The 18,871-nt window shown below is 72.5% G+C and carries 5 protein-coding genes; 4 read left to right on the forward strand and 1 reads right to left on the reverse strand.

From position 1 onward, the window contains the following. Positions 1-122: 122 nt before the first annotated feature. The gene (locus ABD259_RS24365) at positions 123-1,070 is read right to left on the reverse strand and encodes a methionyl-tRNA formyltransferase (RefSeq protein ID WP_344165509.1); all 948 of its coding nucleotides are present in this window, start codon (positions 1,068-1,070) and stop codon (positions 123-125) included. Between the two features lie 174 nt (positions 1,071-1,244). Between ABD259_RS24365 and ABD259_RS24370 the strand changes: the two genes are divergently transcribed. The 4 genes from ABD259_RS24370 (at position 1,245) to ABD259_RS24385 (ending at position 18,710) form a co-directional block, all read left to right on the forward strand. Beyond that, a complete protein-coding gene (locus tag ABD259_RS24370; RefSeq protein WP_344106965.1) occupies positions 1,245-2,726 on the forward strand; it encodes a lysine N(6)-hydroxylase/L-ornithine N(5)-oxygenase family protein in 1,482 nt (493 codons plus the stop codon). Between the two features lie 115 nt (positions 2,727-2,841). Then, the gene (locus ABD259_RS24375; RefSeq protein ID WP_344106966.1) at positions 2,842-3,852 is read left to right on the forward strand and encodes an iron-siderophore ABC transporter substrate-binding protein; all 1,011 of its coding nucleotides are present in this window, start codon (positions 2,842-2,844) and stop codon (positions 3,850-3,852) included. A gap of 51 nt (positions 3,853-3,903) precedes the next feature. Next, positions 3,904-18,504, forward strand: coding sequence for an amino acid adenylation domain-containing protein (locus tag ABD259_RS24380; protein WP_344165512.1), 14,601 nt, complete (start codon positions 3,904-3,906; stop codon positions 18,502-18,504). After that, a complete protein-coding gene (locus ABD259_RS24385; protein ID WP_344106968.1) occupies positions 18,501-18,710 on the forward strand; it encodes an MbtH family protein in 210 nt (69 codons plus the stop codon). The genes ABD259_RS24380 and ABD259_RS24385 overlap by 4 nt, the downstream gene beginning before the upstream one ends. The last annotated feature ends 161 nt before the right edge of the window (positions 18,711-18,871 follow it).

The following is an 18,871-nucleotide window of genomic DNA, read 5'->3' on the forward strand; positions in this document are numbered from 1 at the left end:
GATGTGGTCGTCGCAGAACACGTAGAGTGCGGTGAGAAGGGTGTCCAGGTTTCGTGTCACAACTTAACCATCGGGCACCCTTCGTCATGTCCGCAGCCAGTTCAGACATCGGACTCAGTCATCTAGGGGTGGGCGGTGAGGTAGCCGCCCATCGTGCGGAAGTACTCCGTCGCCGCGTACTCCGTCCCGTCGTCGGTGCGGACGCGCTTGATGAGCAGCCCGTGGTTGCGGCCGGTGCGGGCGTCGGCGCCCGCGACGATCGCCACGCCGTCGCCCTCGGGGATGAAGATGCGCCCGGGGGTGCCGCCGTAGCGCTTCCGCGAGACGTCCGCCTCCAAAATCCGGATCCGCTCGCCCTTGTAGTGCGTGAAGGCGTTGGGGTACGGGTCGCATTGGGCGCGCACGAGCCGCTCCAGGTCCTCGGCCGGCCAGGTCCAGTCGATGCGGCTGTCCTCGATGGACCGCTTGTGGAAGAAGCTGGCCTGCGAGCGGTCCTGCTTCTGCCAGTCGGTGCGGCCCGCGGCGATGAGGTCGAGCGCCTCGGTGACGATCGGTGTGATGAGGTCCACGGTCTTGGCGACGAGGTCGGCGGCGGTGTCCTTCGGGCCTACCTCGACCGCCAGCTGCTTGACGATGTCGCCCGCGTCGAGGTCCTCGTTCATCAGGTGGGCGGTGACGCCGACCTCCTTCTCCCCGTTGATCAGCGCCCAGATGATCGGCGAGAAGCCCGCGTAGGCGGGCAGAAGGGAGTCGTGGACGTTGAGCGTGCCGTGCGGAGGGAGGTCGTAAACGCGCGGCGGGATCCAGGTCCGCCAGTTGTTGGCGACGATGATGTCGGGCTCGGCCTCTTTGAGCGCCTGCAGCAGCTCGTCGTCGTCGGGGCGGTCGCGCAGCAGCACGGGAACCCCGTGCTCCTCGGCGAGCTCGGCTACCGAATCACTCCAGATCCGCTCATAGGCGTGGTCGCTCTTGGGGTGCGTGACGACCATGACGACCTCGTGATCGGACTCCAGAAGCGCCTGGAGCGTGCGGTGCCCCCAGGTCTGGTACCCGAACATGACGACCCGCATGGGGCCTCCTCCTCGCAGCAGGGATTGACGATCGTGCACAAGTTAAGCAAGACTCACCTAAGTAAGCAATGCCTTAGTTAGGTTAGGCTTCGTTCAGCTGTGTGTGGTGAGCCATGCCTGCACACTCCAGACTCCGACCAACTGAGTGATACTCGCTCAAGTGATGGGACAGGTATGTCACTGGCAATTCCCGACGATGGGGTTCCGTTCTACGACCTCATCGGCATCGGCTTCGGCCCCTCGAACCTCGCGCTGGCGATCGCGGTCACGGAGCGCAACGAGAAGGCCTCCGACGCGAGGGCGAGCGAGCGAGTGACGTCGTCGGCCCCGAACGGCCGAAGGCCTGAGTGGGTCGGCGGCGGCGCGAGAGAGGAGCCCGAGCGCGCAGACAGCAGGGCGGGGGACGCCCTCACCGCGCTCTTCCTCGAACGGCAGCCACGCTTCGGGTGGCATCGGGGCATGCTGATCGACGACGCCACCATGCAGGTGTCCTTCCTCAAGGACCTGGTCACCCTGCGCAACCCGACCAGCGAGTTCAGCTTCCTGAACTACCTGCACAGCGCCGACCGGCTGGTCGACTTCATCAACCACAAAAACCTTTTCCCGCTGCGCGTGGAGTTCCACGACTACCTCGAATGGGCCGCGGCCAAGCTGTCCGACCTCGTCTCCTACAGCAGCGAGGTCCTCACCGTGCGTCCGGTGACCGTCGACGGCACGGTGGAGTACTTCGACGTCGTCGCTGTCCCCGCCGACCAGGCCGCCCGCTCCGCCCAGGAGCGCGAGGAAACCGTCTACCGCGCCCGCAACCTGGTGTTCGGCACCGGGCTGCGCCCCTCCCTGCCCGAAGGCGTCACCACCTCCGAGCGCGTCTGGCACAACCGCGACCTGGTCCCCAACGTCGAGAAGTTCGCCGCCGACGACGCCGAGGACCCCAAGCGCTTCGTCGTGGTCGGTGCCGGCCAGAGCGCCGCCGAGGCCACCGCCTACCTGCACCGCCGCTTTCCCGCCGCCGAGGTGTACTCCGTCTTCTCCCGGTACGGCTACAGCCCCTCCGACGACTCCCCGTTCGCCAACCGCATCTTCGACCCGGCGGCCGTCGACGACTTCTACCAGGCGCCGGCCGCGACCAAGCGGCGGATCATGGACTACCACGGCAACACCAACTACTCCGTGGTCGACATCGAACTCATCGACGACCTCTACCGGCGCAGCTACCAGGAGAAGGTCCTCGGCCAGCAGCGGCTGCACATGCTCAATCTCACCCGGGTGACGGGCATCGCCGAGTCCGCGGGGGGCGTGCGCGCCACGCTCGAATCAACCAGCACCGGCAAGGTCGACGTGCTCGACGCCGACATCGCCGTCTTCGCCACCGGCTACCGCCCGGCCTCTCCCGTCGGGCTCCTCGGCGACCTCGCCCGCGACTGCCTCCGCGACGACGAGGGGCGCCTGCGCGTCGACCGCGACTACCGGGTGGCGACCACCCCCGCCGTCAACGGCGGCCTCTACCTGCAGGGCGGAACCGAGCATACGCACGGCATCACCTCCTCTCTGCTCTCCAACGTGTCGATCCGCTCCGCGGAGATCCTTCGGTCGGTCACCGAGCGCACTCCGGCCGCGCTTCCCCGGCAGCCGGAGACGCTCGGGGCCACCGGCTGACCGGTCCGCCAGCCGGCCCACTGCCCGTGCCCTGGGGCGTCCTCACTGCGGCCCAGGGCACCCATTTCTGACCCCGCTCACACCCTGCACCGCACTGTATTGAAAGGTGGAACCGATGTCCCCCAAGCACGCCTTCGCGGCGCTGCTGCTCACCCTCGCCATGGCGCTGACCGCCTGCGGCGGCGGTGGTGGCCAGGACGCGTCGTCCGACGGCGACGCCTCCGGCGACGGCGCCTTCCCGGTCACGATCGAGCACAAGTACGGCACGACCGAGATCACCTCCGAGCCGAAAAAGGTCGTCACCCTCGGCCTGTCCGACCAGGACGCGGTGCTCGCCCTGGGCGTGAAGCCGGTCGGCGCGGTCGACTGGTTCAAGGAGGACCCCTACGGCAAGTGGCCCTGGACCAAGGACCGCTGGGGCGACGACAAGCCCGAGATCGTCGGTGAGCGCGACGAGTACAACATGGAGAAGGTCGCGGAGCTTGAGCCGGATGTGATCATCGCCCAGTACTCCGGCATGCAGAAGGAGCAGTACGAGAAGCTCTCGAAGATCGCGCCGGTCGTCGCGCAGCCGAAGGACTACCCCGACTATGCGGCGCCGTGGCAGGAGATGTCCCGCCGGATCGGCAAGGCCCTGGGCAAGGAAGCCGAGATGGACCAGCTGATCAAGGACACCGACGAGAAGTTCGCCAAGGTCCGCGAGGAGCACCCGGAGTTCGCTGAGGAGACCGTGATCGTGGCCGACAGCTTCGAGCCCGGCGTCTACTCCGCCTTCGCCAAGACCGACCCCAAGGCGATCTTCTTCAAGGAACTGGGCTTCAAGCTCTCCGGCGACGTCGACAAGCTCGTCGAGAACAACATGAACGTCGCCGAGTTCGGCTCCGAGAAGCTCGACCTGCTCGACTCCGCCGACCGGGTGGTGTGGGTGACCTCCAGCGAGGAAGCCAACGACCGCATCAAGGGCGAGAAGCTCTACCAGCGCCTCAACGTGGTCAAGGACGGCGACGACCTGTTCATCCCCTACCAGGACCCGGACATCGGCGCCGCCTTCTCCTTCAACACCGTCCTGTCGATCCCCTACGCGATCGACGAGACCGTCCCGCTGCTGACGGCTGACGACAAGTAGCGCACCCCCACCGAAGTACCCGAAGTCACCGTAGCCGGAAAGGCGTCTGAGATGGCGTTCGATGGTCAGCCCCTGACCAGTGCGCAGACCGGTGTCTGGCATGCCCAGCAGGTCGAGCCGGACAACCCTGTGTACAACATCGCATGGTGCGTGGAGATCCGCGGCCGCGTCGACCTCGACCGGCTCGCCGCCTCCGTCCGGCGCGCGGTCGCCGAGGCCGAGAGCGTGCACACGGTGTTCTCCACCGCCGACGGCACCGCCCCCTCCGACGCTTCCGACGGGACCGACGGTACTCCGCAGCAGACCGCGGCGCCGGCCGACCCGGCGCCGCGGCTGCTGGACCTCAGCGCCGAACCCGACCCCGAGGCCGCCGCGGACGCATGGATGCGCGCGGACCTCGACCAGGTCGCCGACCTCGAACACGGCCCGCTGTTCACCCAGGCGCTCATCCGCCTCAACGAGCGGCACGTCCGCTGGTACCAGCGCTACCACCACCTCGTGATGGACGCCTACGGCGGCACCCTGGTCACCCGGCGGGCCGCCGCCCTCTACACCGCGTCCTTCACGGGGGACACGGACCAGCGCGCCGCACCACTCCCTGGGGAGGGAGAGCAGGCGGCGTCGGCGCCAGCGGGACCGGAGCCGAACGGCTACGGCCCCCTGCACCGGCTGAGAGCCGCCGACGCCGCCTACCTCACCTCGCCCGACCACGACACCGACCGCGCCTACTGGCACACACTGCTCGCCGACCGGCCCGAACCGGCCCGCCTGGTCGAGCGCTCCCCATCCCAGATGCGCCGCTTCCTGCGGCGCACGGTCGACCTTCCACCGGCCCGCGCGCAAGCGCTGCGTGCGGCGGCCGAGCAGAGCGGCACCCGGCTGTCGCGCGTCGCCATCGCCGCCGTCGCCGCCTACGTGCACCGCGCGACCGGCGCGCAGGACGTCATCCTCGGCCTGCCCGTCACCGCACGCCTCGACGCCGCGACGCGCGACGTGCCCGGCATGGCCTCCAACGTCCTGCCCCTGCGCCTGGCCGTGCGCCCCGAGACCACACCGGCCGCGCTGGTGAGCTCCGTCGACGCGGCCGTCCGCGACCTCGTCGCCCACAGCCGCTTCCGCGGTGAGGACCTCGCCCGCGAACTCGGCCTCACCGACGGCCTGCCGCAGCTCGTCGGGCCCACCATCAACGTCATGGGCTTCACCGGCGAAGGAATGAGCTTCGCCGACCACGACGTCGAGCACCGCAGCCTGTCCCTGGGACCGGTCAACGACCTGTCGATCGCCGTCAACGAGCAGGCCGACGGCCAGGGCCTGACCATCAACCTCGACGCCGACGCCGCCGTGTGCGGCGCCGAGGAGCTGGCCGGGCACGAGCGCCGCCTGCTCGCAGTTCTCGACGCGATGGCGGCGCAGCCGGAGCGCCCCATCGGGGCCATCGAGCTGCTGCCCGCGGCCGAGCGTCGGCGGCTGCTGGAGGACGTCGGGGCCGACCCGCGCGAGGTCGAGGACGTTACCTGGCCCGGCGCCGTCGAGCGCCAGGCCGCCCGCACCCCCGGCAGCATCGCCGTCGTGTGCGAATCCGACCGCCTCACCTACGCCGAACTGGACGCCGCCGCCAACCGCCTGGCCCACCTCCTGCGTGAACGCGGCGTGCGCGACGAGGACGTCGTCGCCGTCGCGCTGCCCCGGTCGACCGGCCTCGTCGTCGCCCTCCTCGCCGTCATGAAGGCGGGCGCCGCCTACCTGCCGATCGACCTGGACCACCCGCGCGAGCGCATCGCCTACATGCTCTCGGACGCCCGCGCCCGCCTCGTCATCACCACCTCCGACCTCACCGGCGACCTGCCCGGACCGGCGGACCTCCCGGAGTCGGCCGACCCGACAGCACCGGCCACCCTCCTCCTCGACACGGCCGACACCTCCGGCTACCCGCACGCCGCCGCGCCCGCCACCCCCCACCTGCACCAGGCCGCCTACGTCATCTACACCTCCGGTTCCACCGGCCGGCCCAAGGGCGTGGTCGTCTCGCACGAGGGCATCGGCAGTCTGATCGCCACCGCCGTCGACCGCCTCGGCGTCGACGCGACCAGCCGCGTCATCCAGTTCGCCTCCGTCGGCTTCGACGTCGCCGTGTGGGACCTGACCATGGCGCTGGGCGTCGGCGGCCGCAGCGTCATCGTGCCGGCCGAACGCCGCGTCGCCGGGGCCGAACTCACCGACTACATCGCCGAGCAGCGCGGCACCCACATGATCCTGCCGCCGTCCCTGGTGGCCGCGCTGCCCCCCGAATGCGAGCTGCCCGAGGGCGCGGTGCTGGTCGTCGGTACCGAGACCGTCCCGACCGAGCTGATCACCCGCTGGTCGCGGCGGCTGCGCGTCGTCGCCGCCTACGGGCTCACCGAGGCGACGGTCAACTCCACCCTGTGGGTCGTCGGCATGGGAGCTGACGCCGCCGACCCCGGCGACCGCGACGTGAAGGTGAGCGAGCGAGCAGAGCCGCCGATGCCGACGCGCGAAGCGCCCGACGCGTCGACGGCGGAGACGAGCGAGGAGCCTGAGCGCGCCGAAAGCAGAGTGCCCATCGGCGTCCCCGACCCCAACACCCGCTGCTACATCCTCGACACGGCCCTGCGCCCGGTCGACATCGGCGTCGAGGGCGAGCTCTACGTCGCCGGACGCGGTCTGGCCCGCGGCTACCGCGGCCGCCAGGCGCTGAGCGCCGAGCGCTTCGTCGCCGACCCCTACGGCGAACCCGGGGCGCGCATGTACCGCACGGGCGACCGCGCCCGCTGGCGTCCCGACGGCAACATCGACTTCCTCGGCCGCACCGACGCCCAGGTCAAGATCCGCGGGTACCGGATCGAACCCGGCGAGGTCGAGAGCACGCTCATGGCCCACCCCGAGGTCGCCCAGGCCGCCGTGGTCATCCGCGAGGACCAGCGCGGCGCCAAGCGCCTCGTCGCCTACGCCGTGGGCACGGCGGGCGCGGGTGACCTGCGCGCTCACGCCGCCGCGGCGCTTCCGGAGTACATGGTGCCCTCGGCGGTCGTCCTGATGGACGGCCCGCTGCCGCTGACCCCCAACGGCAAGCTCGACAAGAAAGCGCTGCCCGAGCCCGACTGGAACGCGCTCGTCGGCGACGCCGCCCCCACCACGCCCACCGAGCTGGCGCTGGCCCGCTTGTTCGCCGACGTGCTCGGTCTGGATGCCGTGGGTGTCCACGACGGCTTCTTCGAGCTGGGCGGCGACAGCATCGTCGCCATCCGCCTCGTCAACGAGGCCCGGCGCGCGGGGTTCGCGATCACACCCCGGGACGTCTTCTCCCGCCGGACGGTGGCGGCGCTGGCCGACGCCGTGGACGCCGCTGCGTCGGGGGAGGCGCCGATCGGAGCCGCCGCCACACCGGTCGACCTCGACGACGCGGCCCTGCCGGTCTCCCCGCTGCAGGAGGGCTTCTACTTCCACGCGGTCTTCGACGAGGGCGCCGCCGACATCTACGCCGTGCAGGAGGTGCTCGACCTCGCCGGAGACGTGGACGCCGCCGCGCTGCGCGGCGCACTGCGGGGCGTGCTCGACCGCCACCCGCTGCTGCGCGCCGGGTTCCACCGCCTGCCCGACGGCCGCGTCGTGCAGCGTGTGCCCGAGCGCGTCGAGCTGCCCTGGCAGGAGATCGACCTCACCGGTTCCGACGCCGCTGGCGCCCGGCTCGACGACCTCCTGGAGCGTGACCGCGCCGAGCGCTTCGACCTGGCGCGGCCGCCGCTGCTGCGGGCCATGCTCATCCGTACCGGAGGCGCCGCTGACCCCGGCGCCTGCAAGCTGGTCCTCACCCTGCACCACATCATCGCCGACGCCTGGTCGGTCGGGATCATGCTGCGCGACCTGCGCGTGGGCTACGCGGGCGGGAGCCTGCCGGAGCCTCCCGACCACCGCGCCTACCTGGCCTGGCTGGCCGGCCGCGACCACGAGGCCGCCCGCCAGGCCTGGCGGGCGGCGCTCGCGGGGGTGGACGAGCCCACCCGGTTCGTGGAGGCACCCGAGGACGAGGCGCCGCGGCCGGACATGGTGACCACCGCTCTGCCCCCGCGCCTCACCGCCGACCTGACAGCGCGCGCACGGGAGAACGGCCTGACCCTGAGCACCGTCGTGCACGGCGCCTGGGGCCTGCTGCTGGGCGCGCTGACCGGGCGGTCGGAGGTGCTGTTCGGCAGCACCGTGTCCGGGCGCACCGCCGACGTCGCGGGCATCGAGTCGATGGTCGGCCTGTTCATCAACACCCTGCCCATGCGGATGAGCTGGCACCCCGGCGACACCATCGCCGACGCCCTCACCCGGCTGCACGACGAGCAGTCCGCGCTCCTCGACCACCACCACATCGGCCTGGCCGAGGTCCAGCGCGTGGCCGGGCTCGGCGAGCTCTTCGACACCCTGGTGGTCGTCGAGAACCAGCCCGACGCCGACACCAATGCGGGGACCGGCGGGCAGCTCGACATCACCGGCGTCAAGGTGCACGACGCCGTGCACTACCCCCTCGCCCTCATCGTGATGCCGCCCGGCGGCCATCCCGACGCGAAGGACGGGACCACGGGCGGGCAGCACCTCGAACTCCGCTTCAAGCACGACGCCGCCCGCCTGCCCGAGCCCGCGGTGCGGGAGCTGGCCGACCGCCTCGTGCGCGTCCTGACCGCCGTGGCCGCCGACCCCGCGCGTCCCGTCGCCCGCCTCGACCTGCTCTTTGACCACGAGCACGACCTGCTGCGCGAGTCCAACGCGACCGCCCGCGACGACATCCCCGAGGCCACCCTCGCCGAACTGATCGCCGCCCAGGCCGCCAGCACACCGGACGCGATCGCGGCCGTCGCCGATGACGACGCGGACACGAGCCTCACCTACGCGGAGCTCGACCAGCGGGCCGAAGCGCTCGCACGCCGGCTGCGCGCACGCGGCGCCGGCCCCGAACAGGTCGTCGCCGTCGCCGTCCCGCGCTCCGCCGAGCTGATGGTCGCCCTCCTGGGCGTCCTCAAGTCCGGCGCCGCCTACCTCCCCGTCGACCTGGACTACCCGGCCGACCGCGTCTCCTACATGCTCACCGACTCGGGCGCGCGGACGGTCATCACCGTCCCCGACTCCGCCGGCCGCCTGCCGCGCCTCGACGGCCTGGAGCCGCTCGTCCTGGCGCCGATCGCCGACCCGGCGGCGACGTCCGACCTCCACCAGCGGACCGCCGACACCAACGGCGCCCGTCCGGTCGGGGCCGGCGCGCGTACGCCATCCGAGTCGGGGGCGGGCACGCCAGGCGCGGCCTCGGACTCGGACGACCACGCGCCGGACATCCGCGACGCGCGAACGTCGGTGGCCGCGTCGGGCACCACCGACGGGCACGCCGGGACGCCCGCCGACCCGGGCGCCGCGCTCGCCGACGGGTCCGCCGCACGCGCCGGTGGCGGGGAACCGGCCACTGTCGTGGACGCCGGACCGGACGACCCCGCTTACCTCATCTACACCTCCGGCTCCACCGGCCGCCCCAAGGGGGTCATCGTCACCCACCGGGCGATCGTCAACCGGCTGGCGTGGATGCAGGACCACTACGGCCTTGCCGCCGCCGACCGCGTGCTGCAGAAGACCCCCTCCAGTTTCGACGTCTCGGTGTGGGAGTTCTTCTGGGCGCTGTGCGAGGGCGCCGCCGTCGTGCTCGCCCGCCCCGACGGCCACCGCGACCCCGCCTACCTCGCGGACCTCATCCGGCGCCGGGGTATCACGACCCTGCACTTCGTGCCCTCCATGCTGGAGGCGTTCCTCCGCGCCGAGGAGGTCACCGCCGATCCGGGATGGGCGTCGAGCCTGGTCCGCGTCTTCAGCAGCGGCGAGGCGCTGGGCACCGACGCCGCGACCCGGTGGGACGCGCTCACCGGCGTCCCACTGCACAACCTCTACGGCCCCACCGAGGCGGCCGTGGACGTCACCTGGTACCCGTTCTCCCCCCACGTGGACGCCGCCGCACCCGACACCCTCTCCTCCGTCCCCATCGGCTGGCCGGTGTCCAACACCCGCCTGTACGTCCTCGACGCCTGCCTCCGGCCGGTGGCTCCGGGCGTCCCCGGGGAGCTGTACCTGGCCGGGGTCCAGCTGGCGCGCGGCTACCACCGCCGCCCCGAGCTGACCGCCGACCGGTTCGTCGCCGATCCCTTCGGCGCGCCCGGCGACCGCATGTACCGGACCGGGGACCTGGTCCGCCGCCGTGCCGACGGCGCCCTGGAATACCTCGGGCGCACCGACCGGCAGATCAAGATCCGCGGCAACCGCATCGAACCCGGCGAGGTCGAAGCCGCGCTCACCGCCACCACCGGCGTCGACCGGGCCGCCGTGGTCGCCCGCGACGGCGTGCTCACCGCCTACATCGTCCCCGCGCGTGGCGACCACGACCTCGATCCCGACGTGCTGCGCGCCGATCTGGCCGACCGGCTGGCCGCGCCCATGGTGCCCAGCGCCTTCGTCGTCCTCGACGACCTCCCGCTCACCCCGAGCGGCAAGCTGGACGCCGCCGCCCTGCCCGCCCCCGCCGCTGCCGCGCCCACGTCCGCACGCGGGCCGCGCGACGACCGCGAGCGCCAGCTGTGCGCGATCTTCGCCGACGTCCTCGGGCTGCCCGAGGTCGGGATCGACGACGACTTCTTCATGCTCGGCGGCGACAGCATCACCTCCATCGGAGTCTCCAGCAAGGCACGCGCCGCCGGGCTGGAGATCAGCCCGCGCGACGTGTTCGGGCACACCACCCCGGCCGCGCTCGCCGCCGCGGTGGCCGCGGAGGGGGGCGCGCCGGAGGCCGGTGCCGACGACGCCCCGGCCGCCTTCACGCTGACCCCCGAGGAGACCGCCCGGGTCGAAGAGCTGAGCCCCACCCCGGTCGAGGACATCTGGCCGCTCTCCCCGTTGCAGGAGGGCCTGTACTTCCACTCCAGCTACGACGAGGGCGCCCTCGACGTCTACATGTCCCAGGAGGCCCTCGACTTCGACCGGCGCCTGGACGCCCACCGGTTGCGCGCCGCCTGCGCGGCGCTGCTCGCCCGCAACCCCAGCCTGCGCGCGGGCTTCACCAGCGACGGCGTGCCGCGGCCGGTGCAGTTCATCGCCACCGCCCCCGAGGTGCCGCTGACCGAGATCGACCTGTCCGGCCTGCCCGAGAACGAGCGGGCCGCGCGTCTCACCGACGTCATGGACCACGACCGCCGGGAGCGCTTCGACCTGGCCCGCCCCCCGCTCTGCCGCCTGCGCCTCATCCGGCTCGCCGACGGCCGGGACCGGCTCGTGATCACCCACCACCTCGTGCTGTGGGACGGCTGGTCCGCCTGGCTGTTCCTAGAGCAGCTGTTCACGCTGTATGAGCGGGCGGGCGACGACACCGGGCTGCCCGTCCCCGGCTCCTACCGCGACTACCTCTCCTGGCTGGAACGCCAGGACGCCGCGGCCGCCGCCGCGGCGTGGCGCGGCGCGCTGGCCGGACTGGAGGAGCCCACGCTCGTCGCCCCCGACGACCGCGGCCGCGAGCCGGCCATCCCCGCCGACGTCGACACGTGGCTGTCGGAAGAGCTGACCGAGCGGCTGCGCGAGCAGGCACGCGGCAACGGGCTCACCCTCAACACGCTGCTCAACGCCGCCTGGGGGCTGGTGCTGTCCAGCATGCTCGGCCGCGACGACGTCGTGTTCGGCACGGCCGTAGCCGGGCGGCCGGTGGAGGTGCCCGACGTCGAAAGCGTCATCGGCATGTTCCTCAACACCGTGCCGACCCGCCTCACCTTCGACGCCCGCGAGTCCGTGCTCGACCTCCTGCGCCGCGCCCAGTCCGACCGGGCGGCGCTCATGCCCCACGAGTACGTGGGCCTCGGCGACATCCAGCGCGAGGCCGGGCACCGCAAGCTGTTCGACACGCTGTTCGTGCTGCGCAACGCCGACGGCGACGAGCGGCAGGAGGGGCTGCGCCGACGCCACGGCATCACCGGCGTGTCCAACGTCGACGGCACGCACTTCCCGCTGACCCTCATCGTCACGCCGGGTGAGCGCCGCCTACGCGTCACCCTGGCCGCGCGCCCCGACCTGTTCGACACCGACGCGGCCACCACCGTGCTGTCCCGGTTCACCACGGCCCTGGAGAACCTGGCGGCCGACCTCACGGCCCCGCTCGCCGCGGTGGACGTGCTGCCCGCGGCCGAGCGCCGCGCCCTGGAGCAGGAGTGGGACTCCACGCGGCGCCCCCTGCCCGACGACACCGTCGCCGACATGCTCGCCCACCAGGCCCGGCGCACCCCTGACGCCACCGCGCTGGTGGCGGGCGAGCGCGCGCTCACCTACACCGAGCTGGACGCCCACGTCAACCGCCTCGCGCGGCTGCTGCTGGCGCGCGGCGCCGGCCCCGAGCGCGTCGTAGCGCTGGCGCTGCCCCGCTCGATCGAGATGGTGGTCGCGCTGTTCGCGGTGCTGCGTACCGGGGCCGCCTACCTGCCGTTGGACCTCGACCACCCGGCCGACCGGCTCACCCTCATGCTGGAGGACACCGGCCCTCTGTGCCTCCTGTCCACCTCCACCGTGGCCCCCCGCCTGGCCGAGGCCGACGTGCCAGCTGTGCTCATCGACGCCCCGGACATCCGGGCCGAGCTGGACGCGCTGCCCGGCGGGGAGGTCACCGACGACGAACGTCCGGAGTTCGCCCACGGCCGCCCCGGGCGGATGGACCACCCGGCCTACGTCATCTACACCTCCGGGTCGACCGGCCGCCCCAAGGGCGTCATCACGCCCTACCGCGGGCTGACCAACATGCAGCTCAACCACCAGGAGGCCATCTTCGGCCCGGCCATCGAGGGGGCCGGCCGACGGCTGCGTATCGCCCACACCGTGTCCTTCGCCTTCGACATGTCCTGGGAAGAGCTCCTCTGGCTCGTCGAAGGGCACGAAGTGCACGTGTGCGACGAGGAGCTGCGCCGCGACGCCGAGGCGCTGGTGGCCTACTGCGACACCCACCGCATCGACGTCGTCAACGTGACGCCGACCTACGCCCAGCTGCTGTTCGAAGAGGGGCTGCTGGAGGACGACGAGCAGCCCGACAGCGGCGCCACCGGAGGCCGCCACCGCCCGTCACTGGTGCTGCTCGGCGGGGAAGCGGTCTCCGACGCCGTGTGGTCGCGGCTTCGCGACACTGAGGGCACCTACGGCTACAACCTCTACGGACCCACCGAATACACCATCAACACCCTGGGCGGCTCCACGTTCGACAGCGCCACACCGACGGTCGGACGCCCCATCTGGAACACCCGCGGGTACGTGCTCGACTCCCGCCTGCGGCCCGTCCCGCCCGGCAGCCCCGGCGAGCTCTACATCGCCGGGGTCGGCCTGGCGCGCGGCTACCACGACAGGTATGGCCTGACCGCCGAGCGGTTCGTCGCGGACCCGTTCGGCGCACCCGGCTCGCGCATGTACCGCACCGGCGACCTGGTGCGCTGCCGCCCCGACGGCAACCTCGACTTCCTCGGCCGCACCGACGACCAGGTGAAGATCCGCGGGCATCGTGTCGAGCCGAGCGAGGTCGCCGCGGAGCTGGAAATCCATCCCGGCGTTCGGCAGGCCGCCGTCGTCGCCGACGCCTCCGGGCCCGGCGGCACCAAGCGGCTCATCGGGTACACCGCGTGTGGCGAGGAGCTCCTTACCGAACTCCGTGACCACCTCAAGGCGCGGCTGCCCGACTACATGGTCCCGGCCGCCCTCGTCGCGGTCGACGCTCTGCCGCTGACCGTCAACGGCAAGCTCGACGTGCGGGCCCTGCCCGCCCCCGCGTTCGCGGCGGCGCAGGAGAGCCGTCCGCCCCGCACCCCGGAGGAGCGGGAGCTGTGCGCGCTGTTCGCGGAGGCACTCGGAGTCGAGCAGGTCGGGATCGACGACGACTTCTTCGACCTCGGCGGCCACTCACTCCTGGCCACCCGGCTGATCGCCCGGGCCCGCACCGCGCTGGGCGCCGAGCTGGCCATCCGCGACCTCTTCGAGGCGCCCACCGTCGCCGATCTGGTGCGCCGTGCCCAGGGGGACGGCAGTGAGGAGCGCACGGCCCCCCGGCCCGCGCTGGTCGCCGCCGACCGTCCAGCCGAGCTGCCGCTCTCGCACGCCCAGCAGCGGCTGTGGGTCATCCAGCAGCTGGAGGGCACCTCGGCCGCCTACAACTTCCCGCTGGTGCTGCGGATGCGCGGCGGCCTCGATATCGACGCCTGGTGCGCCGCCCTCGGCGACGTCGTGGCGCGGCACGAGGCGCTCCGCACGCTCATCGGCGAGCGGGACGGCGTGCCGTTCCAGCGGGTCGTCCCCGCGGAACAGGCCCGACCGGAGATCGCGGCGCGCTCAGCCCACGAGGACGAGGTGCGGGAGATCGTGAGCGACGCCGTGGCACGCCCCTTCGACCTCACCCGCGAGCTGCCGCTGCGCGCCACCATCGCCGAGATCGCACCTGAGGACCACGTGGTCGTGCTGCTCCTGCACCACATCACCACCGACGAGTGGTCCGACCGCCCCTTCCTGCGCGACCTCGCCGCCGCTTACGCCGCCCGGCGCGACGGCGGCGCCCCGGACTGGGAGCCCCTGCCCGTCCAGTACGCGGACTACGCGCTGTGGCAGCGCCGCCTGCTCGGCGACGCCGCTGACCCCGGCAGCCGTGCCGCCCGCCAGCTCGACCACTGGGCGCGCGTGCTGGACGGCGCGCCCGAGGAGATCGAGCTGCCCCTCGACCGCGCGCGTCCGGCCCGCCCCACCTTCGCGGGGGCCGCCCTCGACCTGGAGCTCGACCCCGCCACCTGCCGGGCGCTGCGCACGCTCGCCCAGCGGACCGGCGCCAGCATGTTCATGCTGCTGCACGCGGCAGTCGCCGCACTGCTGCACCGCATGGGGGCGGGCGAGGACATCCCCCTGGGAGCCCCCATCGCCGGACGCACCGACGAGGCCCTGGACGACCTGGTCGGGTTCTTCGTCAACACACTGGTGCTGCGCACCGACGTCTCCGGTGATCCCAGCTTCAGCGAGCTCGTGGCGCGCGTGAAGGACACCGACCTCACCGCCTTCTCGCACGCCGACGTGCCCTTCGAGGCGGTCGTGGAACGGCTGAACCCCGTGCGGACCCCCGCCCGCAACCCGCTGTTCCAGGTCATGGTCGGCTACCACGCACGCTCCGGCGACCTGCTGGAACTGCCCGGCCTGCGGGTGGAGGGCATGCCCTTCGAGACGCGTACCGCCAAGTTCGACCTCGTGTTCAGCTTCACCGAGTACATGGAGGCCGCGGCGGAGGCGACTGACACGGACGCCGCCGACGGCGGCCGCGTCTCCTGCCGGATCGAGTACGCGACCGAGCTGTTCGACACCGCCACCGTCACCCGGCTCGGCGACCGCCTGTCCCGCCTGATCGGTGCGGTCGCTGCCGCACCCGAGGCCCCCGTCAGCGCCGTCGACATCCTCGACGAGGACGAGCGGCGCCTGGTGCTGGAGGACTTCAACGCCACACAACGCGCCGTTGAGGAGCTGTCCCTTCCCGGCCTGTTCGCCCGGCGCGTCGCCGAGCAGCCCGAGGCCGTCGCCGTCGTCGAGCGGGGGCGCGAGGTCACCTACGCCGAGCTCGACGCCCGCGCCAACGAGATCGCGCGGCTGCTGCGGCGGCGCGGCGTCGTCCCGGAGAGCGTCGTCGGCGTCGCGGTTCCCCGAACCGCCGACATGATCGCCACCGTGCTCGGCACGCTGCGTCTCGGCGCCGCGTTCCTGCCGCTCGACCTGTCCCACCCCGGCGACCGCCTCTCCTACATGATCGGCGACTCCGGCGCCCGCATCGTGGTGGGAACCGAGAGCGCGGCGGGCAAGATCCCCGAGGTCGCGGGCGTGGCGACGCTGCTGCTCGACGCTCCGGACATCGTCGCCGAGCTGGCAGCCGACTCCGGCGCCGACGCTGAGGACACTCCTGCCGCCGCTGTCACCTCGCTGGACCAGGCCGCCTATATCATCTACACGTCCGGCTCCACCGGCCGCCCGAAGGGCGTGGTGGTCTCCCACGAGGGCATCGGCAGCCTGGTCGCCACCGCCGTCGACCGGATGGGGCTCCGCCCGGACAGCACCCTCCTCCAGTTCGCCTCCATCGGCTTCGACGTCTTCGTGTTCGAGCTGTCCATGGCGCTGTGCTACGGCGGACGCCTGGTGCTCATCCCCGAGGAGGCGCGCGTGGCAGGTGCCGCGCTCACCGACTTCCTGGCCGAGCAGCGCGTCACGCACATGATCCTGCCACCGTCCTTGGTGTCGGCACTGCCCGCCGAATGCGAGCTGCCGGAAGGGTCGACCATCCTCGTCGGCACCGAGACCGTGCCGCCGGACCTGTTCGACCGCTGGTCGGGCCGGGTCAACCTGATCGCCGCCTACGGGCTCACCGAGGCCACGGTCAACTCCACCCTCTGGGTGCCCGAACCGGACCGCGTCGCGAACGCCCGCGTCCCCATCGGCCGCCCCGACCCCAACACCCGCTGCTACGTGCTGGACACCGGACTGCGGCCGGTTCCGCCCGGCGTGATCGGTGAGCTCTACGTGTCCGGCCGCGGCCTGGCCCGCGGCTACCTCGCCCGCCACGGGCTGACCGCCGAGCGGTTCGTGGCCGACCCGTTCGGCCCGCCCGGGGCGCGGATGTACCGCACCGGCGACCGGGCGCGCTGGCGGGCCGACGGCAACCTGGACTTCCTCGGCCGCGTCGACGACCAGGTGAAGATCCGCGGATTCCGCATCGAGCCCGGCGAGATCATCGCCGCCCTCGCCTCCCACCCCCGCGTGGCGCAGGCGGCGGTCATCGCCGACCGCTCGGGCGACATCGTGCGGCTCGTCGCCTACGCCGTCCCGGCCGACGCCGGCGGAGCACCGCCGGACCCGGCCGAACTGCGCGCGCACGTGGCCGGCCTGGTGCCCGAGTACATGGTCCCGGCCATCGTCGTGCCACTGGACGGCCCGCTGCCGCTGACCCCCAACGGCAAGCTGGACAAGAAGGCGCTGCCGGAACCCGACTGGAGCCACCTGGCCGGGGACACGCGGCCCTCCACCCCCGCCCAGCGCCTGCTCGCGCGGCTCTTCGGCGAGATCCTCGATCTCGACCGGCTGGGCATCGAGGAGATCGGTATCCACGACGACTTCTTCATGCTCGGTGGACACTCGATGTCGTCGATGCGGCTGCTGGGACGCATCCGTTCGGAGTTCGGCGCGGAACTGACCATCAGGGACGTCTTCGACGCCCCGACCGTGGCCGGTATCGCGGAGAAGCTCGTCGGTGCCGAGGCGGCCCGGCCCGAGCTGCGGGAGCGCGAGCGCCCTGATGAGCTGCCGCTTGCCCCCACCCAGCGGTGGCGGTGGTCGCGCTACCGCGCGCTGCCCGCCTACGATCACGCCCTGGTGCTGCGCGCGCCCGAGGGCCGGGGCCTCGACGCTGCCGCGCTCGGCGCCGCTGTGCGCGACCTGGTGGAGCGCCACGAGCCGCTGCGCACGGTATTCGCCGAGCGCGACGGCGCCGTGTACCAGCGCATCGTCGAGCCCCCCGGGCTGGTGGTGGAGCAGTGCGCCGACGTGGAGGACCGGCTCGCCCGCCGCGCCCACGCACGGCCCGACCTGGGCGCGGAGCCCCCTATGCGGGCGCGCCTCCTGGTGCCGAGCGAGGGCGAGGGGCGGCAGGCGCTGCTGCTGACCCTGCACTACCTCGGCGTTGACGAGTGGTCGGTGGTGCCGTTGCTGCGCGACCTGAACACCGCCTACGCGGCCCGCATGCGGGGCCGCGCCCCGGACTGGAAGCTGCTGCCGGTCACCTACGGCGACTACACCCAGTGGGCGCACGAGGTGCTCGGCGACCCGGCGGATGCGCAGAGCCTCGCGGCCCGGCAGCTCGACTACTGGCGCCGCACCCTGCGGGACATCCCCACCGAGCTGCCGCTGCCCGCCGACCGCCCACGCACAGGCGCGCGCGGCGGCCGGGGCGAGGTCGTCGAATTCGTGCTCGACGAGCGGGTCCACGCGGCCGTCGACCAGCTCGCCCACGCGACGCGCACGAGCATGTTCATGGTCCTGCAATCGGCCCTGGCCACGGTGCTCACCAGCCATGGGGCCGGGACCGACCTGCCGATCGGCACGCTGGTGGCCGGGCGCACCGACGACAAGCTGGCGGACCTGGTGGGCTGTTTCTTCAACACCCTGGTTTTGCGGACCGACACCACCGGCGACCCGGCTTTCGCCGATCTCCTGGCACGCGTCCGCGAGACCACCCTCAGCGCGCTCGACCGCCAGGACACCCCGCTGGAGGACGTGGCGCGCGATCTCGGGTGGGACGGGCCGCAGGTGCTGGTCATCCACCACGAGCAGGCCGAACGAACGCAGTTGGAGGGCCAGCTCGGCACACTCGACACAGTGGCAACGGGCACGGCACCGGCCGACCTGACACTGAGCTTCTACGAGCCGCGGGGGAGCGGGGCCGTGCACTGCGGACTCATCTACGCGACGGACCTGTTCGACCGGGCCACCGCCGAGCGTCTCGTCACCGATCTGCTATCCGTACTGGAGGGAGCGGCGGCCGACCCCGGCCTGCCCCTCTCGGACATCCTGAGGAGGAACCAATCATGAGCAACCCCTTCGACGACGCCGACGGCCGCTTCCTGGTCCTGGTCAACGACGAGGGACAGCACTCCCTGTGGCCGTCCTTCGCCGAGGTCCCGGCGGGGTGGACGACCGTCTTCGGGGAGGACACCCGCGACGCCTGCCTCGCCTACGTCGAGGAGAACTGGACCGACCTGCGGCCCAAAAGCCTCATCGACGCCATGGGCAGCTGAGCGGCGCGTGCCGCCGCTCGACCGCTGGGTGCCCGCCCTGCACCGACGCAGGGCGGGCACGCGCATATCGGCAGGAGCAGAGCGGGAGCGTCTTCTCGCGCGGTGGCGGGAACGCGCGCGGTCGGCAGCGGGAGGGGCCGGGCCGACGTCGATCGGTCCCA

This window comes from Nocardiopsis rhodophaea, assembly GCF_039530945.1.
GTDB lineage: Bacteria > Actinomycetota > Actinomycetes > Streptosporangiales > Streptosporangiaceae > Nocardiopsis_C > Nocardiopsis_C rhodophaea.

Coding starts and splice junctions, on each gene's coding strand:
- ABD259_RS24370 (WP_344106965.1), top strand. CDS start 1,245: ATGTCACTGGCAATTCCCGACGATGGGGTTCCGTTCTACGACCTCATC.
- ABD259_RS24385 (WP_344106968.1), top strand. CDS start 18,501: ATGAGCAACCCCTTCGACGACGCCGACGGCCGCTTCCTGGTCCTGGTC.
- ABD259_RS24375 (WP_344106966.1), top strand. CDS start 2,842: ATGTCCCCCAAGCACGCCTTCGCGGCGCTGCTGCTCACCCTCGCCATG.
- ABD259_RS24380 (WP_344165512.1), top strand. CDS start 3,904: ATGGCGTTCGATGGTCAGCCCCTGACCAGTGCGCAGACCGGTGTCTGG.
- ABD259_RS24365 (WP_344165509.1), bottom strand. CDS start 1,070: ATGCGGGTCGTCATGTTCGGGTACCAGACCTGGGGGCACCGCACGCTC.